Annotated in this window: 26 protein-coding genes and 1 pseudogene; 11 read left to right on the top strand and 16 right to left on the bottom strand. The window is 66.9% G+C overall.

Annotation, left to right across the window (positions count from 1 at the left end):
* Positions 1–69: 69 nt before the first annotated feature.
* Positions 70–819, top strand: a complete 750-nt coding sequence (locus tag U0R18_RS17215; RefSeq protein WP_526370965.1) for a L,D-transpeptidase — start codon at positions 70–72, stop codon at positions 817–819.
* A 9-nt stretch (positions 820–828) separates the two neighbouring features.
* On the opposite strand, the gene U0R18_RS17210 is transcribed toward U0R18_RS17215, so the two are convergent.
* Together U0R18_RS17210 and U0R18_RS17205 are read right to left on the bottom strand one after the other, a co-directional pair.
* Positions 829–1,017, bottom strand: coding sequence for a ferredoxin (locus tag U0R18_RS17210; protein WP_526370599.1), 189 nt, complete (start codon positions 1,015–1,017; stop codon positions 829–831).
* Positions 1,017–2,282: a cytochrome P450 gene (locus tag U0R18_RS17205; protein ID WP_526370597.1), complete on the bottom strand. Its 1,266-nt coding sequence runs from the start codon at positions 2,280–2,282 to the stop codon at positions 1,017–1,019. Before U0R18_RS17205 ends, U0R18_RS17210 begins: the two co-directional genes overlap by 1 nt.
* 104 nt (positions 2,283–2,386) lie before the next feature.
* Between U0R18_RS17205 and U0R18_RS17200 the strand changes: the two genes are divergently transcribed.
* Both U0R18_RS17200 and U0R18_RS17195 read left to right on the top strand, forming a co-directional pair.
* Positions 2,387–3,019: a TetR/AcrR family transcriptional regulator gene (locus U0R18_RS17200; RefSeq protein WP_526370595.1), complete on the top strand. Its 633-nt coding sequence runs from the start codon at positions 2,387–2,389 to the stop codon at positions 3,017–3,019.
* The gene (locus tag U0R18_RS17195) at positions 3,012–3,734 is read left to right on the top strand and encodes an SDR family NAD(P)-dependent oxidoreductase (protein WP_526370593.1); all 723 of its coding nucleotides are present in this window, start codon (positions 3,012–3,014) and stop codon (positions 3,732–3,734) included. The genes U0R18_RS17200 and U0R18_RS17195 overlap by 8 nt, the downstream gene beginning before the upstream one ends.
* Positions 3,735–3,783: 49 nt before the next feature.
* Here U0R18_RS17195 and U0R18_RS17190 read toward each other — a convergent pair whose 3' ends face one another.
* Entirely contained in the window at positions 3,784–4,074 is a 291-nt protein-coding gene (locus U0R18_RS17190) for a DUF1330 domain-containing protein (RefSeq protein WP_526370591.1), read from the bottom strand.
* Positions 4,075–4,242: 168 nt separating this feature from the next.
* Between U0R18_RS17190 and U0R18_RS17185 the strand changes: the two genes are divergently transcribed.
* Positions 4,243–5,460, top strand: coding sequence for a multidrug effflux MFS transporter (locus U0R18_RS17185; protein WP_526370589.1), 1,218 nt, complete (start codon positions 4,243–4,245; stop codon positions 5,458–5,460).
* The gene (locus U0R18_RS17180) at positions 5,457–5,774 is read left to right on the top strand and encodes a DUF2218 domain-containing protein (RefSeq protein WP_526370587.1); all 318 of its coding nucleotides are present in this window, start codon (positions 5,457–5,459) and stop codon (positions 5,772–5,774) included. Before U0R18_RS17185 ends, U0R18_RS17180 begins: the two co-directional genes overlap by 4 nt.
* A 10-nt stretch (positions 5,775–5,784) precedes the next feature.
* On the opposite strand, the gene U0R18_RS17175 is transcribed toward U0R18_RS17180, so the two are convergent.
* On the bottom strand, positions 5,785–7,446 hold the full coding sequence (locus U0R18_RS17175; RefSeq protein WP_526370585.1) for an FUSC family protein: 1,662 nt from the start codon (positions 7,444–7,446) through the stop codon (positions 5,785–5,787).
* A 62-nt stretch (positions 7,447–7,508) separates the two neighbouring features.
* On the opposite strand from U0R18_RS17175, the gene U0R18_RS17170 reads away from it, so the two are divergent.
* Entirely contained in the window at positions 7,509–9,170 is a 1,662-nt protein-coding gene (locus U0R18_RS17170; RefSeq protein WP_526370583.1) for an AMP-binding protein, read from the top strand.
* 87 nt (positions 9,171–9,257) lie between these two features.
* Here U0R18_RS17170 and U0R18_RS17165 read toward each other — a convergent pair whose 3' ends face one another.
* Positions 9,258–10,541 carry an MFS transporter gene (locus U0R18_RS17165; RefSeq protein WP_526370581.1) on the bottom strand — a complete coding sequence of 428 codons (1,284 nt, stop codon included), beginning with the start codon at positions 10,539–10,541 and terminating at the stop codon, positions 9,258–9,260.
* A 38-nt stretch (positions 10,542–10,579) separates the two neighbouring features.
* Positions 10,580–11,656 carry an NAD(P)H-dependent amine dehydrogenase family protein gene (locus U0R18_RS17160; protein WP_526370579.1) on the bottom strand — a complete coding sequence of 359 codons (1,077 nt, stop codon included), beginning with the start codon at positions 11,654–11,656 and terminating at the stop codon, positions 10,580–10,582.
* A gap of 79 nt (positions 11,657–11,735) precedes the next feature.
* Here U0R18_RS17160 and U0R18_RS17155 point away from each other — a divergent pair, with 79 nt between their 5' ends.
* Complete coding sequence (locus U0R18_RS17155; RefSeq protein ID WP_526370577.1) at positions 11,736–12,479, top strand: glucose 1-dehydrogenase; 744 nt, start codon at positions 11,736–11,738, stop codon at positions 12,477–12,479.
* Between the two features lie 86 nt (positions 12,480–12,565).
* Here U0R18_RS17155 and U0R18_RS17150 read toward each other — a convergent pair.
* A pseudogene (locus U0R18_RS17150) lies at positions 12,566–13,114 on the bottom strand (TetR/AcrR family transcriptional regulator); the annotation flags it as partial.
* A gap of 113 nt (positions 13,115–13,227) precedes the next feature.
* Between U0R18_RS17150 and U0R18_RS17145 the strand changes: the two are divergent.
* From U0R18_RS17145 to U0R18_RS17130, 4 genes are read left to right on the top strand one after another with little or no spacing between them, the layout of a single operon-like run.
* Positions 13,228–13,920 carry a hypothetical protein gene (locus tag U0R18_RS17145; RefSeq protein ID WP_526370963.1) on the top strand — a complete coding sequence of 231 codons (693 nt, stop codon included), beginning with the start codon at positions 13,228–13,230 and terminating at the stop codon, positions 13,918–13,920.
* On the top strand, positions 13,917–14,645 hold the full coding sequence (locus tag U0R18_RS17140) for a hypothetical protein (RefSeq protein WP_526370575.1): 729 nt from the start codon (positions 13,917–13,919) through the stop codon (positions 14,643–14,645). The genes U0R18_RS17145 and U0R18_RS17140 overlap by 4 nt, the downstream gene beginning before the upstream one ends.
* The gene (locus tag U0R18_RS17135; protein ID WP_526370573.1) at positions 14,642–15,214 is read left to right on the top strand and encodes a cytochrome c oxidase subunit 3 family protein; all 573 of its coding nucleotides are present in this window, start codon (positions 14,642–14,644) and stop codon (positions 15,212–15,214) included. The genes U0R18_RS17140 and U0R18_RS17135 overlap by 4 nt, the downstream gene beginning before the upstream one ends.
* Complete coding sequence (locus U0R18_RS17130) at positions 15,211–15,501, top strand: cytochrome C oxidase subunit IV family protein (RefSeq protein WP_526370571.1); 291 nt, start codon at positions 15,211–15,213, stop codon at positions 15,499–15,501. Before U0R18_RS17135 ends, U0R18_RS17130 begins: the two co-directional genes overlap by 4 nt.
* Positions 15,502–15,580: 79 nt before the next feature.
* Here U0R18_RS17130 and U0R18_RS17125 read toward each other — a convergent pair whose 3' ends face one another.
* From U0R18_RS17125 to U0R18_RS17085, 9 genes are read right to left on the bottom strand one after another with little or no spacing between them, the layout of a single operon-like run.
* A complete protein-coding gene (locus U0R18_RS17125) occupies positions 15,581–17,005 on the bottom strand; it encodes an aldehyde dehydrogenase family protein (protein WP_526370569.1) in 1,425 nt (474 codons plus the stop codon).
* A gap of 32 nt (positions 17,006–17,037) precedes the next feature.
* Positions 17,038–18,750, bottom strand: a complete 1,713-nt coding sequence (locus tag U0R18_RS17120; protein WP_526370567.1) for a thiamine pyrophosphate-binding protein — start codon at positions 18,748–18,750, stop codon at positions 17,038–17,040.
* Between the two features lie 6 nt (positions 18,751–18,756).
* Complete coding sequence (locus tag U0R18_RS17115; RefSeq protein WP_526370565.1) at positions 18,757–19,749, bottom strand: acyl-CoA dehydrogenase family protein; 993 nt, start codon at positions 19,747–19,749, stop codon at positions 18,757–18,759.
* A complete protein-coding gene (locus U0R18_RS17110) occupies positions 19,749–20,912 on the bottom strand; it encodes an acyl-CoA dehydrogenase family protein (protein WP_526370563.1) in 1,164 nt (387 codons plus the stop codon). Before U0R18_RS17110 ends, U0R18_RS17115 begins: the two co-directional genes overlap by 1 nt.
* Positions 20,909–21,826, bottom strand: a complete 918-nt coding sequence (locus U0R18_RS17105; protein WP_526370561.1) for an acyl-CoA dehydrogenase family protein — start codon at positions 21,824–21,826, stop codon at positions 20,909–20,911. Before U0R18_RS17105 ends, U0R18_RS17110 begins: the two co-directional genes overlap by 4 nt.
* Positions 21,823–22,977: an acyl-CoA dehydrogenase family protein gene (locus tag U0R18_RS17100; protein ID WP_526370559.1), complete on the bottom strand. Its 1,155-nt coding sequence runs from the start codon at positions 22,975–22,977 to the stop codon at positions 21,823–21,825. Before U0R18_RS17100 ends, U0R18_RS17105 begins: the two co-directional genes overlap by 4 nt.
* A gap of 14 nt (positions 22,978–22,991) precedes the next feature.
* Positions 22,992–24,155 (bottom strand): CaiB/BaiF CoA transferase family protein, encoded by a 1,164-nt coding sequence (locus U0R18_RS17095; RefSeq protein ID WP_526370557.1) that lies wholly within the window; start codon positions 24,153–24,155, stop codon positions 22,992–22,994.
* Positions 24,148–25,080, bottom strand: coding sequence for an SDR family NAD(P)-dependent oxidoreductase (locus U0R18_RS17090; protein WP_526370555.1), 933 nt, complete (start codon positions 25,078–25,080; stop codon positions 24,148–24,150). The genes U0R18_RS17095 and U0R18_RS17090 overlap by 8 nt, the downstream gene beginning before the upstream one ends.
* Positions 25,077–26,918, bottom strand: a complete 1,842-nt coding sequence (locus U0R18_RS17085) for a flavin-containing monooxygenase (RefSeq protein WP_526370553.1) — start codon at positions 26,916–26,918, stop codon at positions 25,077–25,079. The genes U0R18_RS17090 and U0R18_RS17085 overlap by 4 nt, the downstream gene beginning before the upstream one ends.

Here is a 26,918-nt window from a genome sequence, read left to right as displayed (position 1 = left end):
ACTGCTTGGAAGGATGTTCACTTGCGTCGAGCGTTTCGCTATGTTCAGGCCATCTCCGGGGTGTCCGTGATCGCTCTGGTCATCCCCCTCTGGCCGGCCTCCGGTGCCGTCACCGGCCCCGGCACGGGTGCCACCTCGGCACCGACGGCCTTCCAGACCCCGCAGCCTGCTCCCCGCGTCGTCGAGGTTTCCCCCGACAACGGGGCAACGGTCGGCGTGGGCATGCCGATCACCGTGACCTATGCGGGCGCGGTGGCCGACCGGTCCGCGGCCGAGAAGTCCATCTTCGTGGTGTCACCCGCACGGGCCACCGGCACGTTCGAATGGCTCAGCGACAACATCGTTCAGTGGACCCCGGCACAGTTCTGGCCTGCGCATTCCCAGGTAAAGGCCTCCGTCGGCAATATGCCGCTGGACTTCAACGTCGGCGCGTCGGTGGTGGGGGTGGCCAGCATCTCCAACCACACGTTCACCGTCAGCATCGACGGCGAGGTCGCCCGGAAGATGCCGGCCTCGATGGGTAAGCCCAAGCACCCGACCCCCGTCGGCTCGTTCACCGTCCTGGAGAAGCAGAATCCGGTGGTGATGGACTCGCGGACCATCGGCATCCCGCTCAACGACCCGGAGGGCTACAAGCTGACGGTGTACTACGCGGTCCGGATCACCTGGGGCGGCGTCTACGTGCACTCCGCACCGTGGTCGGTCGGGCAACAGGGCTACTCCAACGTCAGCCACGGCTGCGTCAACCTCAGCCCGGACAACGCGCAGTGGTACTACAACAACGTCGGCATCGGCGACCCGGTGATCGTCAACGCCTGATCCCCGCGGCTACTCCGCGGTGATCGCGTGCTCGGGGCAGGCTTCGATCGCTTCGCGCACCGCGCCCTCGAACTCCGCCGGCACGTCGTCGTCGATCGCCTCGGCGTAGCCCCAGTCGGTGAGCGTGAACACCTCCGGGCACAGGGCGACGCACACCCCGTGGCCGCGGCACAGCCCGTCGTTGACCGACGCGCGCATCAGTCGAACTCCAGGTGCAGGTCGGTCAGGCCGCGCAGGATGAAGGTCGGCACGTAGCTGAACCGGCGCTGCCCGGCCGGGCCGTGGTGCTCTTCGGAGAGCCGGATGTTCTTGGTGCGCTGCAGGATTCGCTCCAGGCTGACCTTGGCCTCGGCGCGGGCCAACGGCGCACCCGGACAGCTGTGCACACCCCGGCCGAACGCGATGTGCCGGCGGGCGTTGGTCCGCTCGATGTCCAGCACGCCGGGATTCTCGAACTGGCGGGGATCGCGGTTGGCGGCTCCGTTCATCACCATGACAGTGGTGCCGGCGGGCACGTCCACGCCGCCAACGGTGGTATTCCGTTTGGCCAACCGGAAGTCACCCTTGACCGGGCTCTCGAACCGCAGGCACTCCTCGATGAAGTTGGGGATCAGGTCGCGCTCGGTACGCAGGCGCTGCTGCAGCTCCGGATCCTCGGCCAACAGCTTCAGCGCCGTGCTCAACAGCCGAACCGTGGTCTCCTGCCCGGCGGTGTAGAGGTTGGCCGCGATGCGTACCACGTCCATCACCTCCGGGGTGGATCCGTCGGGAAACTTCGCGGCGGCCATCTCCGAGAGCGCATCCTCGCGCGGGGTCGCGCGCCGGTCCTCGATATAGGCGGAGAACTTCTGGTACAGGTACTCGAGCGGGCTGTGCCCCAGGGACTTCTCGTTGGTGTTGCCGACCCCGCCCTTGCTGTGATCCATGTGCTCGGCGAACTCGGGGCGGTCCTCCTCCGGGACGCCGAGCAGGTCGGCGATGACGGCGAGGGTGAACGGCGCGCCGAACCCCTTGATGAAGTCGCCGCCGGTGGCCAGGTAGGGCTCGAGGTACCTGTCGGCGTGCGCCCACATGAAGTCCTCGTTCTCCTTGAGCCGCTTCGGGGTGATCAGTCCCATCAGCAACGCGCGGTGCTCGGTGTGCTTCGGCGGATCCATCACCGTGACCTGGTCACTGAACGGGAGCTGCTCGCGATACTCCTCGATGATGTCGGTGACGTCGTCGGCCGCGCCCTCGATCGGGACGGGGAAGCCGGGGAAGGGCCCGGTGACGGCGGTGCACGAGGAGAACGTGTCCGCGTCGCCGAAGACGGCGACGGCCTCGTCGTAGCCCGTCACGACTATGACGTTCTTGTGGGGTTCGCGTCGTACCGGGCATCCCTCCCGCATGGCCTCCATGTACGGATACGGGTCGGCGACCAGGTTCGGGTCGGTGAAGAAATCGAGCTGATCGAGTTCGGTCATCGAGGGCTGCTCTCCAATTTCGGCTTTACGATCGACTAGTACAGTACTTGACGATCGTAAAGGAATCTACTGTACGATCGGCTAGCAATGGAGAGGATCATGCCGTGACGGTTCCGGCGACTTCGGTGGCGCCCACGACGGGCGACACCCGTGCGCGTCTGATCGAGGCGGCGATCGACCTGTGCACCGTGCACACGTTCGCGGGCACGTCGTTGCAGATGATCGCCGACGAGCTCGGCCTCACCAAGGCGGCGATCTACCACCACTTCCGCACCCGCGAGGAATTGCTCGACGCCGTGGTGGGCCCGATCCTCGAACAACTGCGCGCCGTCGTCGACGCGGCCGAGAACCAACGCAGCACACCCGCTCGCGCCGAGTGCCTGATCAATGGGTTCGCCCAACTCGCCGTCGACAACCGGGTGGTCTCGGTGCTCGCGGCCGACCCGTCCGTGGCCCAGATGCTGCGAGCCAGCAAGGAGTGGGACAACCTCATCGACCGGCAGATGGCGGTACTGGCGGCGGTCAACCCCGGCCCCGGCGGTCCCGTCAAGGCCGCCGTCGCGCTTGCCGGCATCGCGGGCGCCTCCAGCCCGGGCTTCGCCAATCTCGACCGCGATGAACTGCACGCACAGCTCCTCGACGCCGGCCGCCGGGTCCTCGGACTGCGCGCACCCCGCCGAGTTTCAGCCCCCACAGATGGTTCAGCCCCCACAGATATAGAGGAGAGTCATGACTGACGAGAGCAGAGCACAGAAGGTCGCGCTGGTGACCGGCGGCGGCTCCGGTATCGGCAAGGCCATCGCCGAGCGGCTGGGGGCCGACGGCTACCGGGTCGCCACCATCGATCTGCAGTCCTCGGACACGCCCAACTCGTATGCGGCCGACGTCACCGACCGGGCCCAGATCGACGCGGCGCTCAAGAGCATCCACGAAAACCTCGGGCCGGTAAGCATTTTGGTGAACGCCGCGGGTGTCGACGGGTTCAAGCCGTTCCTCAAGATCTCGTTCGAGGACTGGCAACGCATCGTCAACGTGAACCTGCACGGTGTCTTCCACATGATCCAGGCCGTGCTGCCGGACATGATCGACGCCGGCTGGGGCCGGATCGTGAACATCTCGTCGTCGAGCACGCATTCCGGCACTCCGTACATGACGCACTACGTGTCGGCGAAGTCCGGCGTCAACGGCCTGACCAAGTCGCTGGCACTCGAGTTCGGCCCCAGCGGTGTCACGGTCAACGCCATTCCGCCGGGTTTCATCGACACCCCCATGCTGCGCAGCGCCGAACAACGCGGCAACCTGGGCGATATCGAGAAGACCATCGCCGCCACCCCGGTGCGCCGGATCGGCAAACCCGAGGACATCGCGGCGACGTGCTCGTTCCTGGTGTCCGAGGAGGCCGGCTACATCACCGGTCAGATCGTCGGCGTCAACGGCGGCCGTAACACCTGAGTGATTTCGGTGCATACACCGTCGGTCAGCGACGGCTATTGCACCGAAATCACATGCCCTGGACGATGGCGACCTTGCAGTCCGCCGAGGCCTGCCGCATCGGGGCTGCCTTCTGATAGAGCTCGGAGTTGTACCAGGCTTTCGCCGCGTCGCTCGATTCGAACTCCATGATGATGGTCTGCGGGCCGTGCCACTCTCCCTCGATCACCTCGGGGCTGGGGTCGAACGCCAGGACGGTCGCGGTGCCGTCGGCCATCGCCTTGGCGGCCTCTCCCATGTAGGCCTGGAAGCCCGCCGGATCGTGGACGTCCTCGGTGACGATGATGTAGGCCTTGGCCATCTGGTCGCTCCTTCAGCGCGGGAGAATGCCGCTCTCCAATGGGGAACATGACAGTTCCGGTCCGAGAAGACAGTTCCAGAGAAGTGTTGTCCCGTCAACGGTGGATGTCTTGCAATAGTTGTGAATAAACAACTATACTTTCACAAGTATCTACGGGGCGGGAGATTCATGACCACAACGGCAACCGGCGCCGGGCGCACCACCACCATCACGCCCGCCCTCCTGATCACCCTTGCCCTGCTCTCCGCGGTCGCCCCGTTCGCGATCGACCTCTATCTCCCGGCCTTCCCCACGATGGTCGACGATCTGCACACCACGCCGACGGGCGTCCAGCTCACGCTCACGGCATTCCTGCTGGGGCTCGCCATCGGGCAACTCGTGTTCGGGCCCCTCTCGGACCGCTTCGGTCGCATCGCACCGCTGGTCAGCGGGGCCGTGATCTGTGTCGCGGCCAGCGTCGCCGCCGTCCTCGCCCCCACCATCGAGATTCTCATCGGCGCGCGTTTCGTACAGGGTTGTGCGGGCGCGGCCGGGATGGTCATCGGTCGCGCGATCATCGCCGACCTGGCCACCGGCCGGGCCGCCGCCCGCGCCTTCAGCCTGATGATGATAATCGGTGGCATCGCCCCGGTGGTGGCTCCCCTGGTTGGTGGATTCCTGGTCCGGCCACTGGGCTGGCGCGGAACCCTGGGAGTGGTCCTCGGAATCGCCACCACCATGCTGATTGCGGTGTTAGTGGTGGTCAAGGAGACCCACACCGAACACCGCCGCGCCGAGCTGCGCGCTCAAAAGGCCGGTGCCGGTTCACCTTTGCGTGATCTGCGCAGCCGGACCTACGTCGGCAATACCGTGGCGCTGTGCTTCGCGTTCGCGGCGCTGATGGCCTACATCTCGGCATCACCGTTCATCTACCAGAACATGATGGGCCTGTCGCCCAACCAGTACGGAATGGCCTTCGGCCTCAACGCGCTGGGCCTGCTGGGCTGCAGTACCCTGTCCGCCCGCCTGGTCGTCACGCACGACGTCGCCGCACTGGCCCGCACGGGGCTGGTCATCCTGCTCGGCTCGAGCATCGCGGTGCTCACGCTGGCCGCCGCCGGAGCTCCCACCGGATGGCTCGCGGTGCCGCTGTGGACGGCCGTCGCCAGCATGGGCCTGATCTTCGGCAACAGTACGGCCCTGGCCCTCGGCGCGGTGCCACGAGCCGCCGGCACCGCTTCGGCCCTGCTCGGTTCGAGCCAATTCCTGTTGGCGGCCTTGGTTTCTCCGCTGGCCAGCCTGGCCGGCGAGACCACCGCGGTGCCCGCGGGCATCGTCATGGTCGGCGCGGCCGGCATCGCCTGCGCCGGCCACCTGACCGCAACCCTTCGGAAGGAAACCCCATGACCCTCACCAGCACCGCCACCGTCGCCACCGACCGCGCGCCCCGCTACGGCAAGCAACTCGTCTCACACCTGGGCCGCCGCTCGGTGGGCAACTGGGACGAGACCACCGGATCGGGCACGCTCGACATGAACGGCTCCCACGTCACCCTGACCTCCACCCCGGAGGCACTGGTGCTGCAGATCCAGGGCACCGGGGACGACGTCGCCACCTACGAGGACGTCGTCGGACGGCACCTGGTCCGCTTCGGCGAGCGCGACGAACTCAGCGTCGCGTGGACGCGCTCCGACGGCACGGCCGGATCGGCGCAGGGCTGACACCGCAGCCCTAATCCGGCTGTCGGACAAGTTCTTCCTGCAAACGCTGCCGTTCCTCGGCGATCTGCTGCGCGAACAACTCGGGTGGTGCGCCGTCGCCGTGTTCCACCGACCAGCACGCGGCGAGCACCCGGTAGCCGAGGTTCTCGGTGGCCATCACAGTGGGCCAGAGTCGTTCGGCCGCATCACGTTCGCGCACGGAACCGCCCACGCCGTTGTCGTAGGCCGCCACCATCGCCAGCAGGCTCAACTGCAGATCGCGCCGGGCGGCCAGCGCCGCGGCACTGCGTACGGTCCCGCCGGCCACGAACGGCACCGTCGCGCCGATGTCACCCAGGGTGGCGGTGGCGGTATCGGCCAGCCGCGCCACATCATGCCCGCGCGACGCCAGCCCGTACACGAGAAGTGCTGCCAGACAGCCGATCAGCGTGTCGACACCGCGCGCCATCAACAGCGCGGCCACGTCGTCGACCGGCCGACCGCCGAAGGCAATGGTCAGGGCCAACGGTGTGATGAGGACGACCGCCAGCGCGTAGCTGCGAACCACCAGCATCTCGACGCCGAACTGCAGTGCTGCGAGCAGGACCGCCAGCACCAATCCGTGCGGGTTGGCGGCCAGCACGGCGCCCGCCACGGCAAGCCCGACGAACGTGCCCACCACCCGCTCCAGCCCGCGGGTGACGGTACGGACCCAGTCGAATCCCTGATGAAGCATGAGCACCGCCGCGGCCACCGCCCAGTACGCGTGATCAACACCGAGCCACATCGCGACGAATCCAGCGATCACCGCGGCCACACCGACGCGGATCGCGATGCGGCCCACCGGCGATCCGCGGGCGGCCGACCGGCGCAGCAGGTCCACGGTCCGGGGTCGCCCCAGCGGCACACTGTCAGGATCGGGCGTACTGGTGGTCGTCGCGCCGTTCATCGCATCAGCGAATTGGAAGTGCAGCAGGAGTGCCTCACCCCGCAGCGCACGCAACCGAGGCGGTGGAACCGCGCGCGGCGGTTGGAAGTTGACCAGCATCTGCCAGCAGTCGTGCAACGCCCGCGCCGCGCGGTGCCGCGCCGACAATTCCGCATCGCTGCCCATCGCCGCCACATAGCCCTCGACCGCCCGCCGGGCCGCGGCTACGGACCCCCGCTCGGGTCGCCGATACCCCGCCACCGCACCGATCATGTGCACCACCCACGCGAAGGCACCGCCGCCGAGCACCAGCAGCCCGACGTGCCATCGGGACAGGTGCGCGGTCTCCAGGCCGGTCCCCGCGGCGCACGCCAGCATGAACATGTACGCGCCCGGCGGTCCCACCGACAGGGCGTTGCACACGAACGTCGCGAGCACCGCCACCGCGCAGATGGCCAGCACCCCGGTCCACGGCCGCTGGGCGGCCCAGTCGCCGAACGTCACGAAAACCGCGAAGCAGATCGCGATCGCCGCGAGATACCCCGCGCGGTACAGATAGGGCCGGTTGGCGCCGTAGAGCGCAGTGAACGCGCCGAGCGTCGCGATCAACCCGGCTCCGATGTCGCCGCAGACCCAGCCCACCACCACGGGTGCGGCCATACAGAGCGCGGCCCGCAGCGCGAACGCCAACCGGGGCGGGCCGGGCTGAATGATCAGCAGCCTGCGCAGCGGATTGCGCTCCGGGAACGGGTGGCCTGCGGTCACGGGTTCCATCCTGCCCAGACCCGACCGTCCAACGGAACGGGAACGCGTTCTAGATTGTCCGCATGGGTGACGCAGTGAACTTCGACCTCGCCAATGTGTTCTCCGCCGTAGCGAGGGCCATTCCCGATCATGAGTTCCTGGTGTGGCGCGACAAGCGGTTCACCTACGCCCAATTCGCGCAGCGCGTGACCGGCGTCGCCAACTACCTGGCGGCCGCCGGTCTGGGGTGTCACACCGAACGGGACGCACTGGCCGGGCACGAGTCCGGCCAGGATCACCTCGGCCTGTATCTGCGCAACGGCAATGAGTACCTCGAGGCGATGATCGCCGCCTACCAGGCCCGCGTCGCGCCCTTCAACGTCAGCTATCGCTACGTCGAAGAGGAATTGCTGTACCTGCTCAACGACTCCGGGGCCACCGCCCTGGTCTACAACGCCGAGTTTGCGCCGCACGTCGCGGCCATCCGGGACCGGCTGCCCCAGCTGAAGGTGCTCATCCAGGTCGCCGACGAGTCCGGCCACGACCTGCTGCCCGGCGCCGTCGACTACGAGTCGATCGTGGCGACCGCCGCGCCGGCGGGTGGACTGCCCGAGCCCACCGCCGACGATCTTTACATCCTCTACACCGGCGGCACCACCGGCATGCCCAAGGGGGTGCTGTGGCGCCAGCACGACATCTTCATCTCGGCAATGGGTGGCCGGCCGTTCGGTTCCAACGACGCGATGCAGTCCTACGCCGAGGTGGCCGAGCGCGCCAAGTCCATTGCCGGGCACATGTCGCTGCTGATGCTCCCCCCGCTGATGCACGGCGCCGCGCAGTGGGCGGCCTACAACATGATCACCATGGGCGGGCGCATCGTCATCCCCGACGACGTCGAACGGCTGCGAGCCGGCGACGTCCTGCGTCTCGTGGAACGTGAACGGGTACTGAGCATTCCGACGGTCGGCGACGCGATGGCCCGACCGCTGATCGACGAGATCGAGACCGGGAACTACGACCTGTCCGGCGTCATCTCGATCACCAACGGCGGTGCACCCATGTCCCCGGCGATCCGCAATCGGATCCGCGCGGCCCTGCCCAACCTGCTGTTGATGGACGCGGTCGGCTCCTCGGAGGCCGGCCAGCAGATGAGCACCGTGGCCACCGAGGAATCCGGGCAGTCACCGGTGTTCAACCCCCAGGCCGACACCACCGTCGTCTCCGCCGACTACACCCGGGTGCTCAGCCCTGCCGATGGAGATGAGGTGGGGTGGCTGGCCCGTCGGGACCTCATCCCGCTGGGGTACCTGGGGGATGCGGCGAAGACCGCCAAGACGTTCCCGACCATCGACGGGGTGCGCTGGTCGGTTCCCGGTGACAAGGCCCGCTTCCTGCCCGACGGCCGCATCGAACTGCTCGGCCGGGATTCGGTGACCATCAACTCCGGCGGCGAGAAGATCTTCGCCGAGGAGGTCGAGCGGGCGATCGCCGCCCACCCCAGCGTCTACGACGTCGTCGTGGTGGGCCGGCCGTCGGAGCGGTGGGGCAGCGAGGTCGTGGCGGTCGTGCAATTCGCCGAGGGCCGGTCGGCCAGCGACGACGAACTGGTCGACGTGTGCAATCAGCACATCGCCCGCTACAAGGTGCCCAAGGCCTTCATCCACACCGACAAGGTGGTGCGCTCCCCCGCCGGCAAGGCCGACTACCGCTGGGCCAAGTCGGTCGCCGAATCCACCCTGGCGTAACCCCTTTCGCAGAGATCCTTCCTCCGCGAGCGTGCGTGTTGGTCCGCCGACACGCCGTCGAGTGCGTACTTCTGCGCACGGTCGCCGTCACACACTCACCAACGGCCTACCGGCCGTCTCACGCACCGTGAGCACGGTCAGCAGCGAAACAACCGCTGCGCCAACGACATAGAACGCCGGTGACAGCGCATTGCCGGTGTGCCCCACCAGCCAGGTGACCACGTACGGGGTGGTTCCGCCGAACAGTGCGACGCACACGCTGTAGCCGACCGCGAATCCGCTGTAGCGCACCCGGGTGGCGAACATCTCCACACCTGCCGATACCGCCGCCGAGATGTACAGGCATTCGATGACGGCCAGTCCGACGTGGGCGCCGATCGCGGCAGCCAGGGTGCCCGAATTCAGCAGCAGGAACAGCGGATAACCGAACACCGCGAAGCCGACGGCGCCGCTGATCAACAGCGGGCGCCGGCCGATCCGGTCGCTCAGCGATGCCAGCGGGAGGATCAGGATGATGGCGACCAGGCAGGCGATGGTGCTGGACAGGAACGCCTGGGTCTTGGTGAAGTGCAGCGTCTTGATGAAGTACGTGGGCAGGTACGTGAACACCACGTAGTAACCGATGTTGAAGATGACGAACAGGCCGATCACCCGTAGGATCGACGCCCAGGACGTCCGGATCGCTTCCCGCAGCGGCGATTTCGCGACGCTGTCGGTCTCGGCGAGTTCCTTGAACTCGGGCGTGTCATCGAGGCGCAGCCGGATGTACAGACCCACCAGGCCCAGCGGCCCGGCAATCAGGAACGGGACGCGCCAGCCCCAGCTGTCCATGGCGCCGGCCGGCAGCCAGGCTTGCAGCAGGGTCACCGTCAGTGACCCGAACAGGAACCCCACGACCCCGGACCACACCATGTAGGTGATCGTCCGGCCGCGGTGAGTGTCGTCCGCGAATTCCGCGAGATATACCGCGCCACCGCCGTATTCGCCGCCCGCCGAGAAGCCCTGCAGGCAGCGCAGCAGCAACAGCAGCAGCGGCGCGGCCACCCCGATCGAGTGATAGGTGGGCAGCAGACCGATCGCCAGCGTGGCCGCCGACATCAACAGGATCACGACGGCCAGCACCCGGTGCCGGCCGATCCGGTCACCCAGTGGGCCGAACACGAAGCCGCCGAGCGGACGCATGAAGAACGCCGCCGCGAAGATCGCGAAGGTATTCAGCAGTGCGGCGGTGTCGTTACCCGCCGGGAAGAAGTTCGCCGCGATGAATGTCGCGAGGAAGCCGTAGATGGCGAAGTCGAACCATTCGACCGCGTTGCCGATGGCGGCACCGACGATCACCCGGCGCAGTGTCGAGGGATCCCGATCAGTCACAGCCGCAGCTTACAAGCAGCTGCTTTAACTTCGATGGATCAGGCGCGGTAGGTGCCGCGGCCTGTCACCAGCGGCATGTCCAGCGTGGTGCGGATGCCCGGCGCGGCGGCCACGGTGTCGGGAATGGCGTTGACGATTCGGCCGGCGCCGACCAGGATCGCCGCGTAGTTATGGTCGCCGCGGGCGCTGGTGGGGCAGATGTCGACGGCGTAGGACGGCTCGCCGGTGATCTCCACCCGGTAGGAACCGCCGGGCTGGGCGGGCTGGGCCCAGTCGGGGCGCAGGTCGCCGCGCACCCGGGTGACGTGCTCGACCACGACGACGGGCTTGCCGCCGACCATGCCGTTGATCTCGAAGCGCATGGCCGCGACGGTGCCCTCTTCGATGACGCCGATGGCGACGTCGATGTCCTCGGGCGCCGGCTCGAGTTCGAAACTCTCGGTGATCTCGTCGATCTCGAGGCCGAGACCGGCGGCCAGCATGTGGATCGCCGTCCCCCAGGCCGCGGCCAAGGTCCCCGGCTGGAACAGCAGGCCGGGTTGGTCCAGCGGGTTGCCGAAGCCCATCACCCACTTCATCACGATCTCGCCGTCGTAGGTCGCGTAGTCGGCGATCTCCATGGTCCTGATCTGCTCGACGCGTTGGCAGGTCCCGGCCAGAGCGAACGGCACCAGATCGGTCACGAAACCCGGATCGACGCCCGTGATGAAGACGGTCGAATTCCCTTGCTGGGCAGCGGCTTCCACCTTGTCGATGTACTTGGCGGGAACGGCGCCGCCCCACGGGAACTGCAGCCCGCCCGGCGCCGAGCCCACCACGTTGATGCCGGCCTCGAGCGCGGCGCACACCTCGAGCGTGGCCTCCTTGGTCCGGACGTCACCCATTGCGGTGTAGACCAGGCAGTCCGGCCGAGCGGCGATCAGCTGGTCGATGCCCTTGGTGGCCCGCACCCCGGTGACGACGTCCAGCCCGGCCAGCTCACCGGCGTCGCGACCGACCTTCTCGTCGTTGGACACCCCGACGGCGACGAGCTCGAACCGGGGGTCCTCGATCAATTGCAGCAGTGCGATCTGGCCGCAGTTTCCGGTCCCGAACAGTGCCACGCGTATAGCCATGCCAGGCAGTATGCGTGCTCCGTCCAAAAATTGGAACAGGTTCTAATTTCTGATTCGGGGTGCGGTAACGTGACGGCCCATGGGACGCGTGGACGACAAGGTCGTACTGATCAGCGGTGGCGCACAGGGTATGGGTGCCGCGCACGCCAAAATGCTCGTCGCCGAGGGTGCCAAGGTGGTCATCGGCGACATCCTCGACGAGAAGGGGGAGGCGCTGGCGGCGGAGATCGGTGATTCCGCCCGCTACATCCATCTCGACGTCACGGAGGCCGACCAGTGGCAGGCCGCGGTCGATCTCGCCGTCCAGACCTACGGCAAGCTCACCACGCTGGTGAACAACGCCGGCATTGTCGCCCTGGGCAAGATCGGCCAGTTCGACATGGACAAGTTCCGCAAGGTCATCGACGTCAACCTGATCGGCACCTTCCTTGGCATGCAGGCCGTCGTCGAGCAGATGAAGGCCGTCGGCGGCGGGTCGATCATCAATGTGTCGTCGATCGAGGGTCTGCGCGGTGCGCCGATGGTGCACCCGTACGTCGCGTCCAAGTGGGCGGTCCGCGGGTTGGCCAAGTCGGCGGCAATCGAGTTGGGCAAGTTCAACATTCGGATCAACTCGGTCCACCCCGGTTTCATCCGGACCCCGATGACCAAGCACTTCCCCGACGATATGGTGACCGCACCATTGGGCCGACCGGGGACGTCCGAAGAGGTCGCGACGTTCATCGTGTTCCTCACCAGTGACGAGTCGTCGTTCTCCACCGGCGCCGAGTTCGTGGTCGACGGCGGACTGGTCACCGACGTCCCGCACAAGGACCTGTTCTAGCGGCCTGACTTTCTCGGCGAGCGTGCGTGTCGGTCCGCCGACACGCCGCTGCGAGCGGACTTCTGTGCACCCTCGCCGGTAGAAGTTCCGATAATCCGGCGGGTCATTTCGATGACCTTCGCGCGCAACGTCTCGTCATCGATGTCGGCAACCAGCGGATGCATCACCGCCGTACTGATCGCACCGGACAGCATCGCGCCGGCGACGCGGCCGTCGTCATCCAATTCGCCCAACAGCACGCGGTAGAGCCGCGACATGAAGTGTTGGAACTGCTCGTGTTCGGCGAGCAGTCGCACAACCACGGGATCGAACTGCAGTGTCCGTACCAGCCGACGGTCCCGTACCGCCATGTCGATCACCCCGGCCAGCAAAGCATCGCGCGCTTCAGCCGCGTGACTGCGGTCCTCGGCGTCCTCGAGCGCCGGTATCAGCCGGGCGAGTTCCCGTTCGGTGACCGCCAGGACGATGCGATCCTTGGTCGGGAACTGATGGTAGACAGCAGCTTTGGTGATCCCGACGGCATCGGCGATCATCTGGAGTGACGTGGCGCTGACGCCATGCTCGGCGAACAGTCGCAGCGCCGCGTCCAGCACGCGCGTGCGAGCGGCGCTGTATTCGACCACCTTCAGTTCCACACCCCGACCCTAGCCGACCCTTGACTAGCAGCTAGCCGGATGGCTAGCCTTCGCCTGGCTAGCCGATCGACTAGCCGGAAAGGCGGACCGCGGTGCGACGGACTGACGGCGAACTGATCCTGTTGTGGACGCTGCCCCTTGTCGCGCTGATCTGGCTCTCGGCGTTCCTGTGGTTCCCGGGCTTCACCCCACCCATGTCGCCGGGCATGTCGGCACAGCAGGTCGCCGAGTTCTACCGCGACCCCCAGAATGTGCCCCGCATCCGCTACAGCATGGTGCTGTTCAACTGGTTCTGCGTGGGGCTGATCCCGATCCTCATCCTGATCGTCATGCAGATCCGGCGGATGGCACACCGGACGCCGATCTTCTCCTACGCCATGATCGGCTGCATCTCCGGTGCGCCGACGCTGTTCCTGGTCGCCAACGTCTGCTGGTTGCTGGCGGCGTTCCGGCCCGACCGGGATCCGGGTCTGACCCAGTTGCTCAACGACCTGGCCTGGTTGACGTTCACTACTCAGGTGCCGTACCTGATCGCCCAGAGCGTGCTGGTGGCGCTGGCGATCTTCTTCGACGACGGACCCGAACCCGTGTTCCCGAAGTGGGTGGCGTATTTCAATCTGTCGGCGGCCACGGCGTTCGTGCCGGCCGCCTTCACCGCACTGGTCACCGGCGGACCGCTCGCCTGGAACGGCGCACTTTCGTTCTGGCTCAAGAATGTCACCATCGCGGTATGGATCGTGGTGATGACAATCGTTCTGGCCCAGGCGATCTACCGCGAGCGGGCCACGGCACCGGTGCCGGCATGAGAGGCCCGAAACGCGAACTGTGGCTGGCGTGGTGGACCATGGTGGTGTTCTACCAACTGTTCGGGCTGGTGTTCTTCGTCATCACCAGGACCCAGCCACCGCCCCCGCCGGCCTGGGACACCCCACACAAGGTGCAGTGGTTCAACGATCATCACCACGGCCTGCTGATCGGTTTCGCGCTCATGTTCGTCATCACCGGGATGACGGCGCCGATCAACGCGCTGATCGCCTACTCGATGCGCCGCATGTCGGTCAGCCCGGTGTTCGGCTACACGTATCTGGTCATCTACTCACTCAGTGCCATTCCCGGAATGCTGCTGCTCTGCCTGGCACTGACGGCGGGTGCCATGCGACCCGATCGGGATCCCGAATTGATCGGCTGGCTCTACGATTTCGCGTTCCTGTCCTTCGTCGGGACCATGGGGGTATTCCTGATCGGCTCACTGGTCTGGATGCTCGCCATCCTGATCGACAAGAACAACGTGCTGCCCAAGTGGTTCGGCTATCTGAACCTGTGCAACGCGCTCACCGAGATCGTGGTGTCACCGGCGTGGATCTTCGACCGCGGTGGGGTGCTGGCCTGGAACGGTGTCATCGCCTGGTGGGTGAACATGGTGGTGTTCGGCATCTACACGGGGGCCTTCATCGTGCTGCTGCGGAGGATGATCCTGCGCGAGGACTTCGGCACCGGGGTGTTGCCGCCGCTGGCGGGGGCCGCGGTATGACCGGGGTCAAGGCACCGCGCGCGAGAGCCGTTCCCGGCCAGCCGGACATGTGGATGTTCGTGTTGTTCGAGACGCTGGTCTTCACGGCCTATTTCGGCGTGTATCTGTTCTTCCGGGCACAGGATCCACAGCCGTTCCTGGCTGCCCAACGGCAACTGAGCCTCGGCGTCGGAATCTTCAACACCATTGTGCTGCTGTCGAGTTCGTGGTCGGTGGCCCGCTGCATCGAGGCCTCCCGCGTCGGAGACTTCTCTCGCGCCCTACGTGACGTGGCACTGACCGCCGCCTTCGGCGCGGTTTTCGCGGTGTCGAAGGTCTTCGAGTGGGCGCATCAGATCCGGCTGGGTAACACGATCTCAAGCGGCAACTTCTTCACCTACTACTTCTTCCTGACCGGTATCCACCTGCTGCACGTCCTGATCGGTTTCGTGGTGCTCGGCGTGGCGGTCTATCAGATCCGCGGACCGCGCCGCCGCTCTCAGCAGTTGATCGAAACATGCGCAACCTATTGGCACACCGTCGATTTCCTGTGGGTGCTGATCTTCGCGATGCTCTACGTGGTGAGGTGACGACGGTGAACAAACGTCTGCTGGTGGTGTGGCTGATCCTGTCCGGCCTGACGCTGGGCTACCTGTGGATCGATCACTCCGCCCAGCGCGGCGGCGTGCCGACGGCCAGCACGGTGGTGACCGTCAGCGCCATCGTCATCGCACTGGTCAAGGTGCGCATCATCTTTCGTGAGTTCATGGACGTCCGGCATGCGCCGGCGTTCTTGTGCCGGCTCACCGACGCCTGGGTGGTGCTGGTCGCGGTGTGTCTCCTGACGAGTTACTTCGTCGGCTCGACAATGGCCTGAGAACTACCGCGAGTGTGCAGCCATATGCAAAATTGTTGGCCTGATTTGCATATGGCCGCACGCTCGCGCAACAGGTTGTCTAGGCCGGGGCGTAGCCCAGCGCGGCCTTGATCTCCAGGTAGTCGTCGAACCCGAACAGTCCCCACTCGCGGCCGTTGCCGCTCTTCTTGTAGCCGCCGAACGGGGCGTTCATGTCGAAGCCGTGGTTGATCGCCACGGAACCCGCCCGGATCCGGCGTGCCACCGCCCGGGCCGCGTCCAGATCGGCGCCCGAAACATAGCCCGCCAGACCGTATTCCGTGTCATTGCCGATCTCGACGGCCTGATCCAGATCGTCGTAGCCCAGGATGCACAGCACCGGCCCGAAGATCTCCTCGCGGGCGATGGTCATGTCGTTACGCACGTTGGCGAACACCGTCGGCTTGATGTAGTAGCCAGTGTCCAGACCCTCAGGCCGGCCGGGTCCACCGGCCACCAGCGTTGCACCCTCGTCGACGCCCTTCTGCAGCAAGCCCTGGATCTTGTCGAACTGCGCCCTGGACGCCACCGGCCCGATCGCCTTCTCGTCGGCGGGATCGCCGACCGTCACCGCGCCCGCGACCTCACGCGCGATCGCGATGGCCTCATCCATCCGAGAATTGGGAACGAGCATGCGCGACGGCGCATTACAGCTCTGGCCGCTGTTCACCATCATCACCGATGTGCCGGCGACGACGCTCTTGGCAAAGTCCTCGTCATCGAGCACGATGTTGGGGCTCTTGCCGCCGAGTTCCTGCGTGACGCGCTTGACCGTCGGGGCCGCGTTACGGGCCACCTCGATGCCCGCGCGGGTCGACCCGGTGAACGACACCATGTCGATGTCGGGGTGGGTGGCCAGCACGACGCCGACGCCGGGACCGTCGCCGTACACCAGGTTGTAGACACCGGCGGGCACACCGGCAGCATCGATCACCTCGGTGAAGATCTGCGCCGAGTACGGCGCCACCTCCGACGGCTTGAGCACCATGGTGCAGCCGGTGGCCAGTGCGGGGAACACCTTGCAGGCGATCTGGTTGATCGGCCAGTTCCACGGCGTGATCAGACCGCACACGCCGATGGGTTCCTTGACCACCAGCGTCGACCCGTGCTGCTCCTCGAACTCGAAGTTCTTCAGCACATCGATCGCGGTGGCCAGGTGTCCCAGCCCGAGACCGACCTGCGGGCCCGCCGCCAGCGAGGCGGGTGCGCCCATCTCCTCGTTGACCGCATCGGCCAGGTCACCGGCGCGTTTCTGGTACTCGGCCATGATCGCCTGCAGCACGTCGAGGCGCTCCTCGCGGGTGGTCTGCGACCACGTTCCGAAGGCCTTGCGCGCGGCCTTGACCGCCCGGTCGACGTCGGCGGCGGTACCCAGCGCGATCCGGCCGGACACCACCTCGGTGGTCGGGTTGTCGACGTCGAGGGATGCCGGTTCGATGGGGTCGACCCACTGGCCGTCGATGTAGAACTTCAGGTACTCGCGCATGGGTCAGGTCCTTCTGCTGGGGCTACCGGGTGTCACTGGGTTCCTTCTGCATACCATGTGCGGAACCGGTCGTACTTGGGCATTTCTTCAGAATTCGCCTTCGGATCGATGCACACGTGCACCACGCCCACCTTCCCGCTGGCGTAGGCGCGGGCGATGGCCGGGCCGATCTCCTCTTCCTTCTCGACGTATTCGCCGTGGCAGCCGAAGCCCTCACCGATCTTGTCCATCCGGACCTCTTTGCTCCAGTGCACGCCGGGCTGCGGCGAGGGCTGCTCGAAGGTCCGCTTGTACACGCCGACCTCCAGACCCCACTGGTGATCGACGCCCACCACGCAGACCAGCGGAAGTTTCAGTCGCGCAGCGGTTTCCAGCTCGGCGATGTGGAACAGGAAGGCCGAATCCGAGGTCAGCAGCATGACCGGGCGCTTGCCGCCCTCGGCCACCGAGGCGCCGACCGCGTACGGCAGGCCGGTGCCCAGATGACCGAAGTTCTGGTTCCAGATCACGTCGCGAGGCTTGGATTGCGAATAGGTCCACTGGAAGATGACCGTCGCGCCGCCATCGCGGACCAGGATGCCGTCCTCGAGCTCGTTGAACGCCTTGGTGGCCTCGACGACGTACCGCGCCGGGTGGATCGGGGAGCGACCCGACGGCGCTTCCTCGGCCACCCGGGCGATCTCGGCGGCGTCGGCCTTGATCAGTGCATCCAGGTTGGCCGACGCTTCGCGGGGCGCGTCCCGCAACGCCTCGACCAGCTGCGGCACGACGCCGCGCAGATCGCCCACCAGGGCGACGTCGAAGGAGCGGTTGACGCCGATGGCGGTGGGATCCTGCTCGACGTACACCCACTTGCGGTTGGCATCGCCCTCGGCCCAGTGCTGGGTCCTGCCGTAGTGCATGGGCTCACCGAGTTCGGTGCCCAGCGCGACGCACAGGTCGGATTCCTCGACGGCCTGGTTGGCAGCCGGGGAGAACAGGTACGGGAAGGTCCGGTCCTGCAGGCCGGGGATGAACGAGGTGCCGCCGGAGGTCTGGATCACCGGGCAGGCCATCAGCTCGGCCAGCTCCTTGACCGCGGCCTGGGTGCGCGAGGTGTGCACGCCGTGGCCCACCAGCAGCACCGGGCTCTTGGCCGCGCGGATCAGCTCGACGGCCCTGGCGACCTCCGGTGCTCCGGCACCCTGGTTGACGAGCCGGTACTTCGACGGCTCCGGTGCCGCCGCGACATCCAATTCCTCGAGGATGACGTGCGACGGGAACTCGATGTAGGCCGGGCCGGGGGTGCCGGACATCGAGCGCCGGATCGCCTCGTGGATGATCTCGTCGGTCTGGTCGGCGTATTCGATGGAGCTGCTGTACTTGACCGACGGCGCGAAGAGTCCCTCCTGTTGGACGAACTGGATGCGGCCGCGCCGAACCCGACGCTCGGTGACACGGGCCCGCTGGCCGCCCAGGAAGATCACCGGCGAGTTCTCCACCAGCGCGCACATCATGGCGCCGGCGATGTTGGCGACGCCCGGACCCAGCGTGCCGATGCACAGGCCCGGCTTGCCGGTCATGCGGGATGCGGCCTCGGCCATGAATCCCGCCGAAAGTTCGTGGTGCGGTGCGACGACGGACCACCCACGGGCCTCGGCCTCGGTGAACATGTGCACGAAGTTGGGGTCCGGGATGCCGAACAACGTGTTGATGCCCTCGGCCTCGAAGAGGTCGAGGATGCGCTTGTAGACGGGGACGCCCATGGTCTTCTAACTCCTTGATTTCTTGTAGCGTTCTGCGAGTTCGTGTCGGTGCGCTGCCGGCGAGCCGAACAGCGAACGGTTGAGCGCGGCACGTTTGAGATACACGTGGATGCCGCTCTCCCACGTGTAGCCGATGCCGCCGTGCAATTGCATTGCCTTGCCGGCGATCTCGACGGCTGCACTGGTGACGAATGCCTTGGCCATGGCGGCGGCCGTGGTGGCCTCGGCCTCACCGGACCCGGTGGCCAGGGCCTCCACCGCCGTGCCAACCAGCTGGCGCGACACCGCGAGCGACACCATCATGTCGGCGCACGCATGCTTGACGGCCTGGAAGGACCCAATCGGACGGCCGAACTGGTGGCGCACCTTCACGTACGACACGGTGGCGTCCAGCATGGCCTGCGCCAGGCCGAGGCTGTCGCACGCGACGGCGACGGCGGCGCGGTCGCGTAGTTGCGGTGCCGCCTCGAACGGCAGCACCTCTGCGACGGGTGCGCCTTCGGCGGAGATCTCTGCCAGTGACCGGGTTTCGTCGACCACCGGCTGCGGCATCACGGTCAGTCCGGTCGGGGCAAGGGCCAGGGCGTTGCCGGCGACCACCAGAATCCGGTCGGCACCGGCCACATCGGGAACGAATTCCGCCGCACCATAGAGCTTTCCATCGCGCAGCTCGAACCCGTCCAGCACCACGGCGGACCGGATCTGGCCGGCCGCGATACCCGAGAGCAGCTCGTCGCGGGTGCCGCCGGGTGCCACCGCGGCCAGCGCCCCGACCGACAGCAGGCCACCCAGGTAGCCCGTCGCCGCGGCGGCGCGGCCGATCTCCTCACAGATCACCGCCGTCTCGGCGAAACTCGCGCCCGCGCCACCGAGCCCCTCGGGCACCTCGAAGCCGGTCCACCCGGCGTCAGCCAGCACTTGCCAGCCGCCACCCTTGGCCAGCACGCCGCCGGCCACCGACCGTAGCTCGTCGTGGAACTCTGCGAATTGACCTGTCATCAAGCCACACTCGGCTCGCGAGGCAGTTCCAGACCCCGTTCGGCGATGATGGTCCGCTGGATCTCGCTGGCGCCGCCGGGAATGGTCCACTCCCAGGAGCCGATGAAGTCGAGCATCCAGGCACCGGACTCCCAGCCGCTGGACATCGGTTTGGCCACCTGGGTGTGCACCGGCAGCCCACCGATCTCGGTCGCAAAGTCCGTCATCCGCTGCAGCAGTTCGCTGTAGAACAATTTGACGATCGACGCGTCCGCGGGTCCGGCCGCACCGTCATGGCTGCGCTGAACCAGGTCGCTACACAGGCCGCGTAGCGCGGTCAGCTCGATCTCGAACTGCGCCAACCGGTCCAACACCATTGGATCATCGAGCGGAGCGGACTCCACCAGCCAACGGAAGCCGGCGTTGCCCAGTCGCTCGGCCAGCTCGAGCATCGTCATCCCGCGCTCGGCACCCAGCGTCGCCTGCGCCACCTGCCAGCCGTTGTTCTCCGGCCCGATCAGATTGGCGGCCGGGATGCGGACGTCGCTGAGGAAGATCTCGCAGAAGTGCGAGTCGCCGATGGCGTTGCGGATCGGCCGGACGTCGATACCCGGGGTGGTCATGTCCATCAGGAAGTACGAAATACCCTTGCGTTTGGGGGCATCCGGGTCGGTCCGGGCCAGCAGCAGGCACCAGTCGGCATGTGCGCCACCGCTGGCCCACAGCTTCTGCCCGTTCACCACATACGTGTCGCCCTCCCGGCGGGCCGTGGTGCGCAGCGCGGCCAGATCGGAGCCGGCTTCGGGTTCGGAGAAGCCCTGCACCCAGATCTCGCCGTCGAGGATCGCGGGGAGATGCCGTTGCTTCTGCTCCTCGGTTCCGGCAACCAGCAGGGTGGATGCGGCGTGGTGGATACCGACGAAGGCGAGCACCAGGCGAGGTGCGTCCGCAGCAGCCAACTCTTGGTAGAGCACTACCTGCTCGGCCACCGACATCCCGCCGCCCCACTCGGCCGGCCAGTGCGGCACCGCGTAGCCGGCCTGGTGGAGCTCGGCGAGCCACTGCTTCTGGAACGCAACGAATTCGGCTTCGCCGACGCCGGTCTGGCGATCACGCCAGTCCGCCGGGATGTGCTCGGCACACCACGACCGCACCCGGGCGCGGAACTCGTCGAGATCACTCATGCGTACAACCCTGTCAAGCCGCGGCGACCGACGGCATGAGTCAGCGCTTCCCGGGTGCCGGACAGCCCGAATGGCAAGCGCCGCAACGGCTGGCTGTAGCGCGAGAGCCACGACAGGGTGGTCTCATCACAGAATCCGACCGCGCCGTGCAGCTGGTGGCACACCCGGAACACCACTTCGGCGGCCTCCAGTGCCGCCAGCCGCAGCGCCAGCGCGTCGTCGAAGGCTTCGGGCCGGCCACCGGCGATGCTCCACAGCGTGTACTTGGCCAGGATGTCGAGTCCGCTGCGCTCCACCTCGGCATCGGTCAGTTGGAACTGCACCCCTTGGAACGACGACAGCGTCTGCCCGAACTGCTTGCGCAGGCTCACGTGGGCGATGGTCAGCTCCAGGGCGCGGTCCAGCATCCCCAGCAGGGTCCAGGCCGACAGCGTCAGCGGCAGTGCCGCATCGCCGGCGCCCTCGGTATCCAGCGCGCTCAATTGCAGCTCGGTCACGAATGCCGGCCCCACCGCCCCGACTCCGCTGACCGTGCTGCGGGTGCCGTCCAGAGTGACAGTCGTCCAATGGTTTTCGAGGCCGCCCAGTGCGGCCGAGGGCCGCACGTCGGAGACCACCACCAGACCGTCGGCCTCGAGACCGATCGGAGCCGACAGCCGTTCGGCCACCGGGTACGGCAGGGCCCAGTATCCCGCGCTGCGGCACAGTGCGGCCGCCGCCTCGAGCCCGTCGGCGTCGGTCCGCGGATCCAGGTCGAACGCACCCAGACCGTCGAGCACCGGTTCGATCAGCGCGGCACGATCCTCCGGCTTCGCCTCTGCCTGCTGAACGAGTTCATCGCCGCCGGCCGCCTCGAAAGCCCGGAGCGCCTGGCGGCCATACTCTTTGGCGTCATCGCTCAGATCGAGGATCACTTGGCACCTCCCAGGAGCGAGCGGGACAACAGGATCCGCTGCATCTCGATGCTGCCCGAGGACACCGTCGACGCCTGGGAGTACTTCCAGTGGTCCTCGACCTCACCGAGGAACCAGGCGGCCCGCGGGTCGTCGTGGGACACCTCGGCGGCGATATCGGACAGCACCTCGGCGCTGTCCTGGTCCAGTTTCGTCACGGCGATCCGGTAGGCGGCGGCGTCGCCGGGTCGGACCTGCCCGGTGCTCTGCATCTCGACCACCCGGTAGGCCATCAGCCGGGCGCGGCGGCAATGGGTCAGCATCCGTACCCACCGGGCCCGCAGCTCCGCGGGCAACTCGTCCCATCGGTCGCCGAGAACCGTTGGCGCAGATGCCAACAGCCGCTCGCAGCGCGCGTACCGGGCAATGCCGACCCGTTCGAAGGACATCACGTCCTGCACGATCGACCAACCCTGGTCGACGGTGCCCAGCACATGGGCCGGGGTCACCCGCAGGTCATCGAAGAATACCTCGTTGAGGTGGTGCGGGCCCATCATGCAGCGGATCGGCCGCACGGTGATCGCCGGATCGTCCATGGGGACCAGGAAGATCGTCAGGCCCTGCTGCTTCTTCTGCGTTGCGCCCACTCCCACTTTCGAGGTGCGGGCCAGCAGGAAGCACCACTGCGCCATGGTCGCGTACGAGGTCCAGATCTTCTGCCCACTGACCAACCATCCGTCGCCATCGGGGCGGGCGGTGGTGCGCAACGACGCCAGGTCCGAACCGGCCTCCGGTTCGGAGAAGCCCTGACACCAGATGACCTCACCCGCGGCGATCGGCGGCAGGTGCGTGCGCTGCTGCTCGGGGGTGCCGTGCCGCATGATGATCGGCCCGACCCAGTTGACGCCCATGTACTGCGCGCCGCGCGGTTCGTGGTGCGCCCACATCTCCTCGCGGACCACGGTCTGCTCCCACACCGAGGCGTCCCGGCCGCCGAACTGCTCCGGCCACGCCATGCACAGCAGGTTGCGCTCAGCCAGGGTGCGGCAGAATCGTTGCGCCACATCCAGGTCCGCCGGGTCGTCGGTGAAGGCACCCAGATAGTGCTCGGGCACTTCAGCTTTCACCAGGTCCCGCAGTTCGGTCCGCAGGTCGTCGGCCTGCTGTCCCATTCGGAATTCCACGGCTATACCGCTCCCTCTGTTGCGGGCGGGGTGATGCCGAGTTCGCCGAGTACATCCTCGGTATCGGCACCCAGTTCCGGGGCGGGCCCGCGCACCCGGCCCGGTGTGCGTGAGAACCAGGTCGGCACACCGGGAAAGCGCACTGGTCCGGTGGACGTCTGAACCGTCTCGAACATGCCGGCCGCGTTCAACTGAGGTGAGTCGAACAGCGCGTCCAGCGAGTTGATCGGCGTTGCCGGAATCTCCAACTCGCCGAACAGGTCCAGCCACTCCTTGGTGGTTCGCTCGCGCATGGTCTGCGCCACCAACCCGTAGACGGTGTCGATCTGCTTGGCCCGCCCCGCCAGGGTGGCGTATTCATCACGGTTCCAGGTCGGCTGGACGGCCTCGATGAATGCGGCCCAGTGCTTGTCGTTGTAGATCAACGCGGCGACGTGGCCGTCCTTCGTCTCGTACGGACGCCGATTGGGCGCCACCGTGCGCGGATACACCGCCGGCCCCAGCGGGGGATCGAACATCGCACCGTTGGCATGTTCGACGAGCATGAACGAGGCCATCGTCTCGAACATGCTGACCTCGACCTCCTGCCCCTCGCCGGTGCGCTCCCGGTGGAACAGTCCCATCATTGTCGCGTACAGCGCGGTGAGCCCAGTGACCTTGTCCGCCATGATCGTTGCCACGTAGGTGGCGTCCCCGGTGAGTTGCTTCTGGACGGCGGGCAGGCCGCACTCCGCCTGAATGGTGTCGTCGTAGGCGGGCCGGTCGGCATCCGGGCCGCGTCTGCTGTAGCCGTAGCAGTTGGTGTAGACGATCTTCGGGTTCAGTTCGGCAACGCTCTCGTAGTCGAAGCCGAGCTTCGCGATCGCCTTCGACCGCATCGAGTGGATGAAGACATCCGCGGTGGAGATGAGCGCGCTCAGTGCATCTTTGCCCGACTCGGTCCGGAGATCCAGGACGACACTGCGCTTTCCGCGATTGACGTTCATGAACACACCGTTCATCCCCGGTGTCGGCCCGACGGCGACGTTTCGGGTGATGTCACCTTCTGGAGGTTCGATCTTCACGACATCGGCGCCCATGTCGGCCATGATCTGCGTGCAGTACGGCCCCATCACCACCGAGGTGACGTCGACGACGCGGATGCCCGCCAGCGGCCCGTCAGCCAATGGTCACTCCCTCGTCAAAAGGGCGGGCCATGCCGAAGCTGTACGCGATGTGGGCGTTATGGCCGTCGGGGACGACGGGGAACACCACGGATTCGGCGGTGTCGCGGATGTTGTCGATCTGTGCCGCGACGTCCTCGATGGACCAGGACGGCCGATACACGCCGGGTGTCTCGGCGATGTAGGCGCGGGCGATCCGGCCGGCGATTGCCACCAGCATTTCGCCGGTGATCGAACAGCTTTCGTGCGCCAGCCAGCCGACGGCGGGTGCGACCAGGTCGGCCCCCATCGGCGGATAGGCCGTGGTGTCGATGCCCTCGGCCATCCGGGTGACGGCGGCGGGGACGATCACGTTGCTGGTGACGTTGTGCGCCGCGCCCTCGATGGCCGCGACATTGGACAGCCCGATGACGCCCGCCTTGGCCACGCCGTAGTTGGCGACGTCGTGGTTGCCGTACAGGCCACCGATCGACGACGTCAGCACGATCCGGCCGTAGTCGGCGCGGCACATGTGCGGAAACGCCTCGCGCACCACGTGGAACGCGCCCCGCAGGTGCACGTCGAGCACAGCGTCGAAGTCGGTGTGGGACATCAGCGCCAGGGGTGCCCGCCGGACGTTGCCGGCGTTGTGCACCAGGATGTCCAGCCGGCCGAAGTTGTCCAGCGCGGCGGCGATGATCGCCCGGCCACCGGTGACCGTGGCCACGGTGTCGGTGGACACCACCGCGCTCCCGCCGGCCGCCTTGATCTCGGCGACCACCTCGGCCGCCGGACTCACGTCGGCGCCGTCCCCGGTGAGTGAGCCGCCGACGTCGTTCACCACGACGTGCGCGCCCCGGGATGCCAGCAGCAGCGCGTACTGTCGCCCCAGACCTCGCCCGGCGCCGGTGACGACCGCGACCCGGCCGTCGAACCGCAACTCACTCACGACAGTTCGAGACCTTCCAGGTCGCCCTTGTCGCGCCACTCGGCGATCAGTTCGTCGAAGGCGTAGAAACCCGGTGAGTAGAAGTCACCGAGGAAGCCACCGTTGTCGACGCGCGCGCCGCGGCCCTCATTGTTGTAATAGCCCGGGGTGCAGGTCATCTCGAACGCCGAGTTGTCGAATGCGAGTTCGTGGACGGTATCGACCCAGCCGTCCTGGCCCTCCTGGCTGGCCTCGACGACGGTCGCGCCGCGCTTCTGCGCCTCGGCGATGATGTAGGCGATGTGCTGTGCCTGCTGCTCGTACATCGCGGTGGTGTTGGCCGACACGCCACCCTGGATGAAGCCGGTGTGGAACTGGTTGGGGAAGCCCCGGCTGGTCATCCCGTGCAGCGTCCGATAGCTCTCGTGCCAGTGGTCGAAGAGCGACACCCCGTCGCGGCCCTCGATGGCGTCGATCGCATACCGGCGGCTGATCTCGGTGGAGATCTCGAAACCGCTGGCGAAGACCACGCAGTCGACCTCGTACTCAACGCCATTGGCGACAATGCCCTTCGCCGTCAGCCGCTCCACTCCCTTGGTCTCCGACACGTCGACCAGCGTCACGTTGGGCAGATTGAACGCGGGCAGGTACGTCTCGCTCGATGTCGGCCGCTTGCACATGAATCGGTAGTACGGCTTCAGCGCCTCCGCGGTGTCGGGGTCGTCGACCAGATCGGCCACCCGCCGCCGCAACCGCTCCATGATCTTGTAGTCCTCTTCTTCCTTGATCGCCATGATCTCCTCGACGCCCAGCGCGGCGGGGTCGGCGCTGGCCGCGATCCGTGCGCTCACATTGCGGCCGAGTTCGGTCCAGAAATCGCACACCAGATCGGGCTCGCCGAAGACCACGCCCACGAACGGTGACCAGTTGTGGAAGTTACGCTTGCGTTCTTCCTGCCAACCGGGCTGCAGCGCCGCCGCCCAGGCCGGATCGGTGGGCGTGTTGGCGCGCATGTCCACCGAGGACGGTGTGCGCTGGAACACGAAGAGCTGCTGGGCATCCCGGCCCAGGTGCGGTACCAGCTGGACACCGGTCGCGCCGGTGCCGACCAGCGCGACCCGCTTGTCGGCCAGCTTGTGCAGACCACCGTTCGCGTCGCCGCCGGTGTACTCGTAGTCCCAGCGCGCGGAGTGGAAGGCATGCCCGCCGGCGTCCAGGTATTCCTTGATCCCAGGGATGCCCGGCAGTTTCGGCTTGTTGTAGGCGCCTTGGGCCATCACCACGAACCGGGCCCGGATATCGTCGCCACGGTTGGTGCTCAGCCGCCAGCGTTTGATCGACTGGTCCCAGCGCATCGTCTCGACCTGGGTGGAGAAGATCGCGCCGTCGTACAACCCGAAGTGTTTTCCCATCGCCTGGCAGTGCGCGAAGATCTCGGCACCGTCGGCGAACTTCTTGCTCGGAACGAACTCGAGTTCTTCGAGCATCGGGATGTAGCAGTAGGCGTCGTTGTCGCACTGAATTCCCGGGAAGCGGTTCCAGTACCACACCCCACCGAAATCCCCGGCCATGTCGATCACCCGGACGTCCTGTACCCCAGCCTTTTTCAGGTACGCACCGGATAGCAGCCCGGCGAACCCGCCCCCGAGGACCACGACCTCGATGTCCTCATCGATCGGATCGCGTTCGGCCGCGGTGGTATAGGGGTCCACCTCGTAGAGGTCGGCCAGATCGCCTTCGAGTTCGAGGTACTGCGCCCCGCCGTCGGTGCGCAGTCGCTTCTGACGTTCCTGCGCGTACTTGGCGCGCATCGCGTCGATATCGACGTCCTGCGGTACGTCGGTGGGGCCGCATTCCAT

The organism is Mycobacterium sp., from assembly GCF_046330795.1.
In the GTDB taxonomy this organism is placed as follows: Bacteria; Actinomycetota; Actinomycetes; order Mycobacteriales; family Mycobacteriaceae; genus Mycobacterium.
This window is presented reverse-complemented; position numbering and strand designations above follow the sequence as displayed.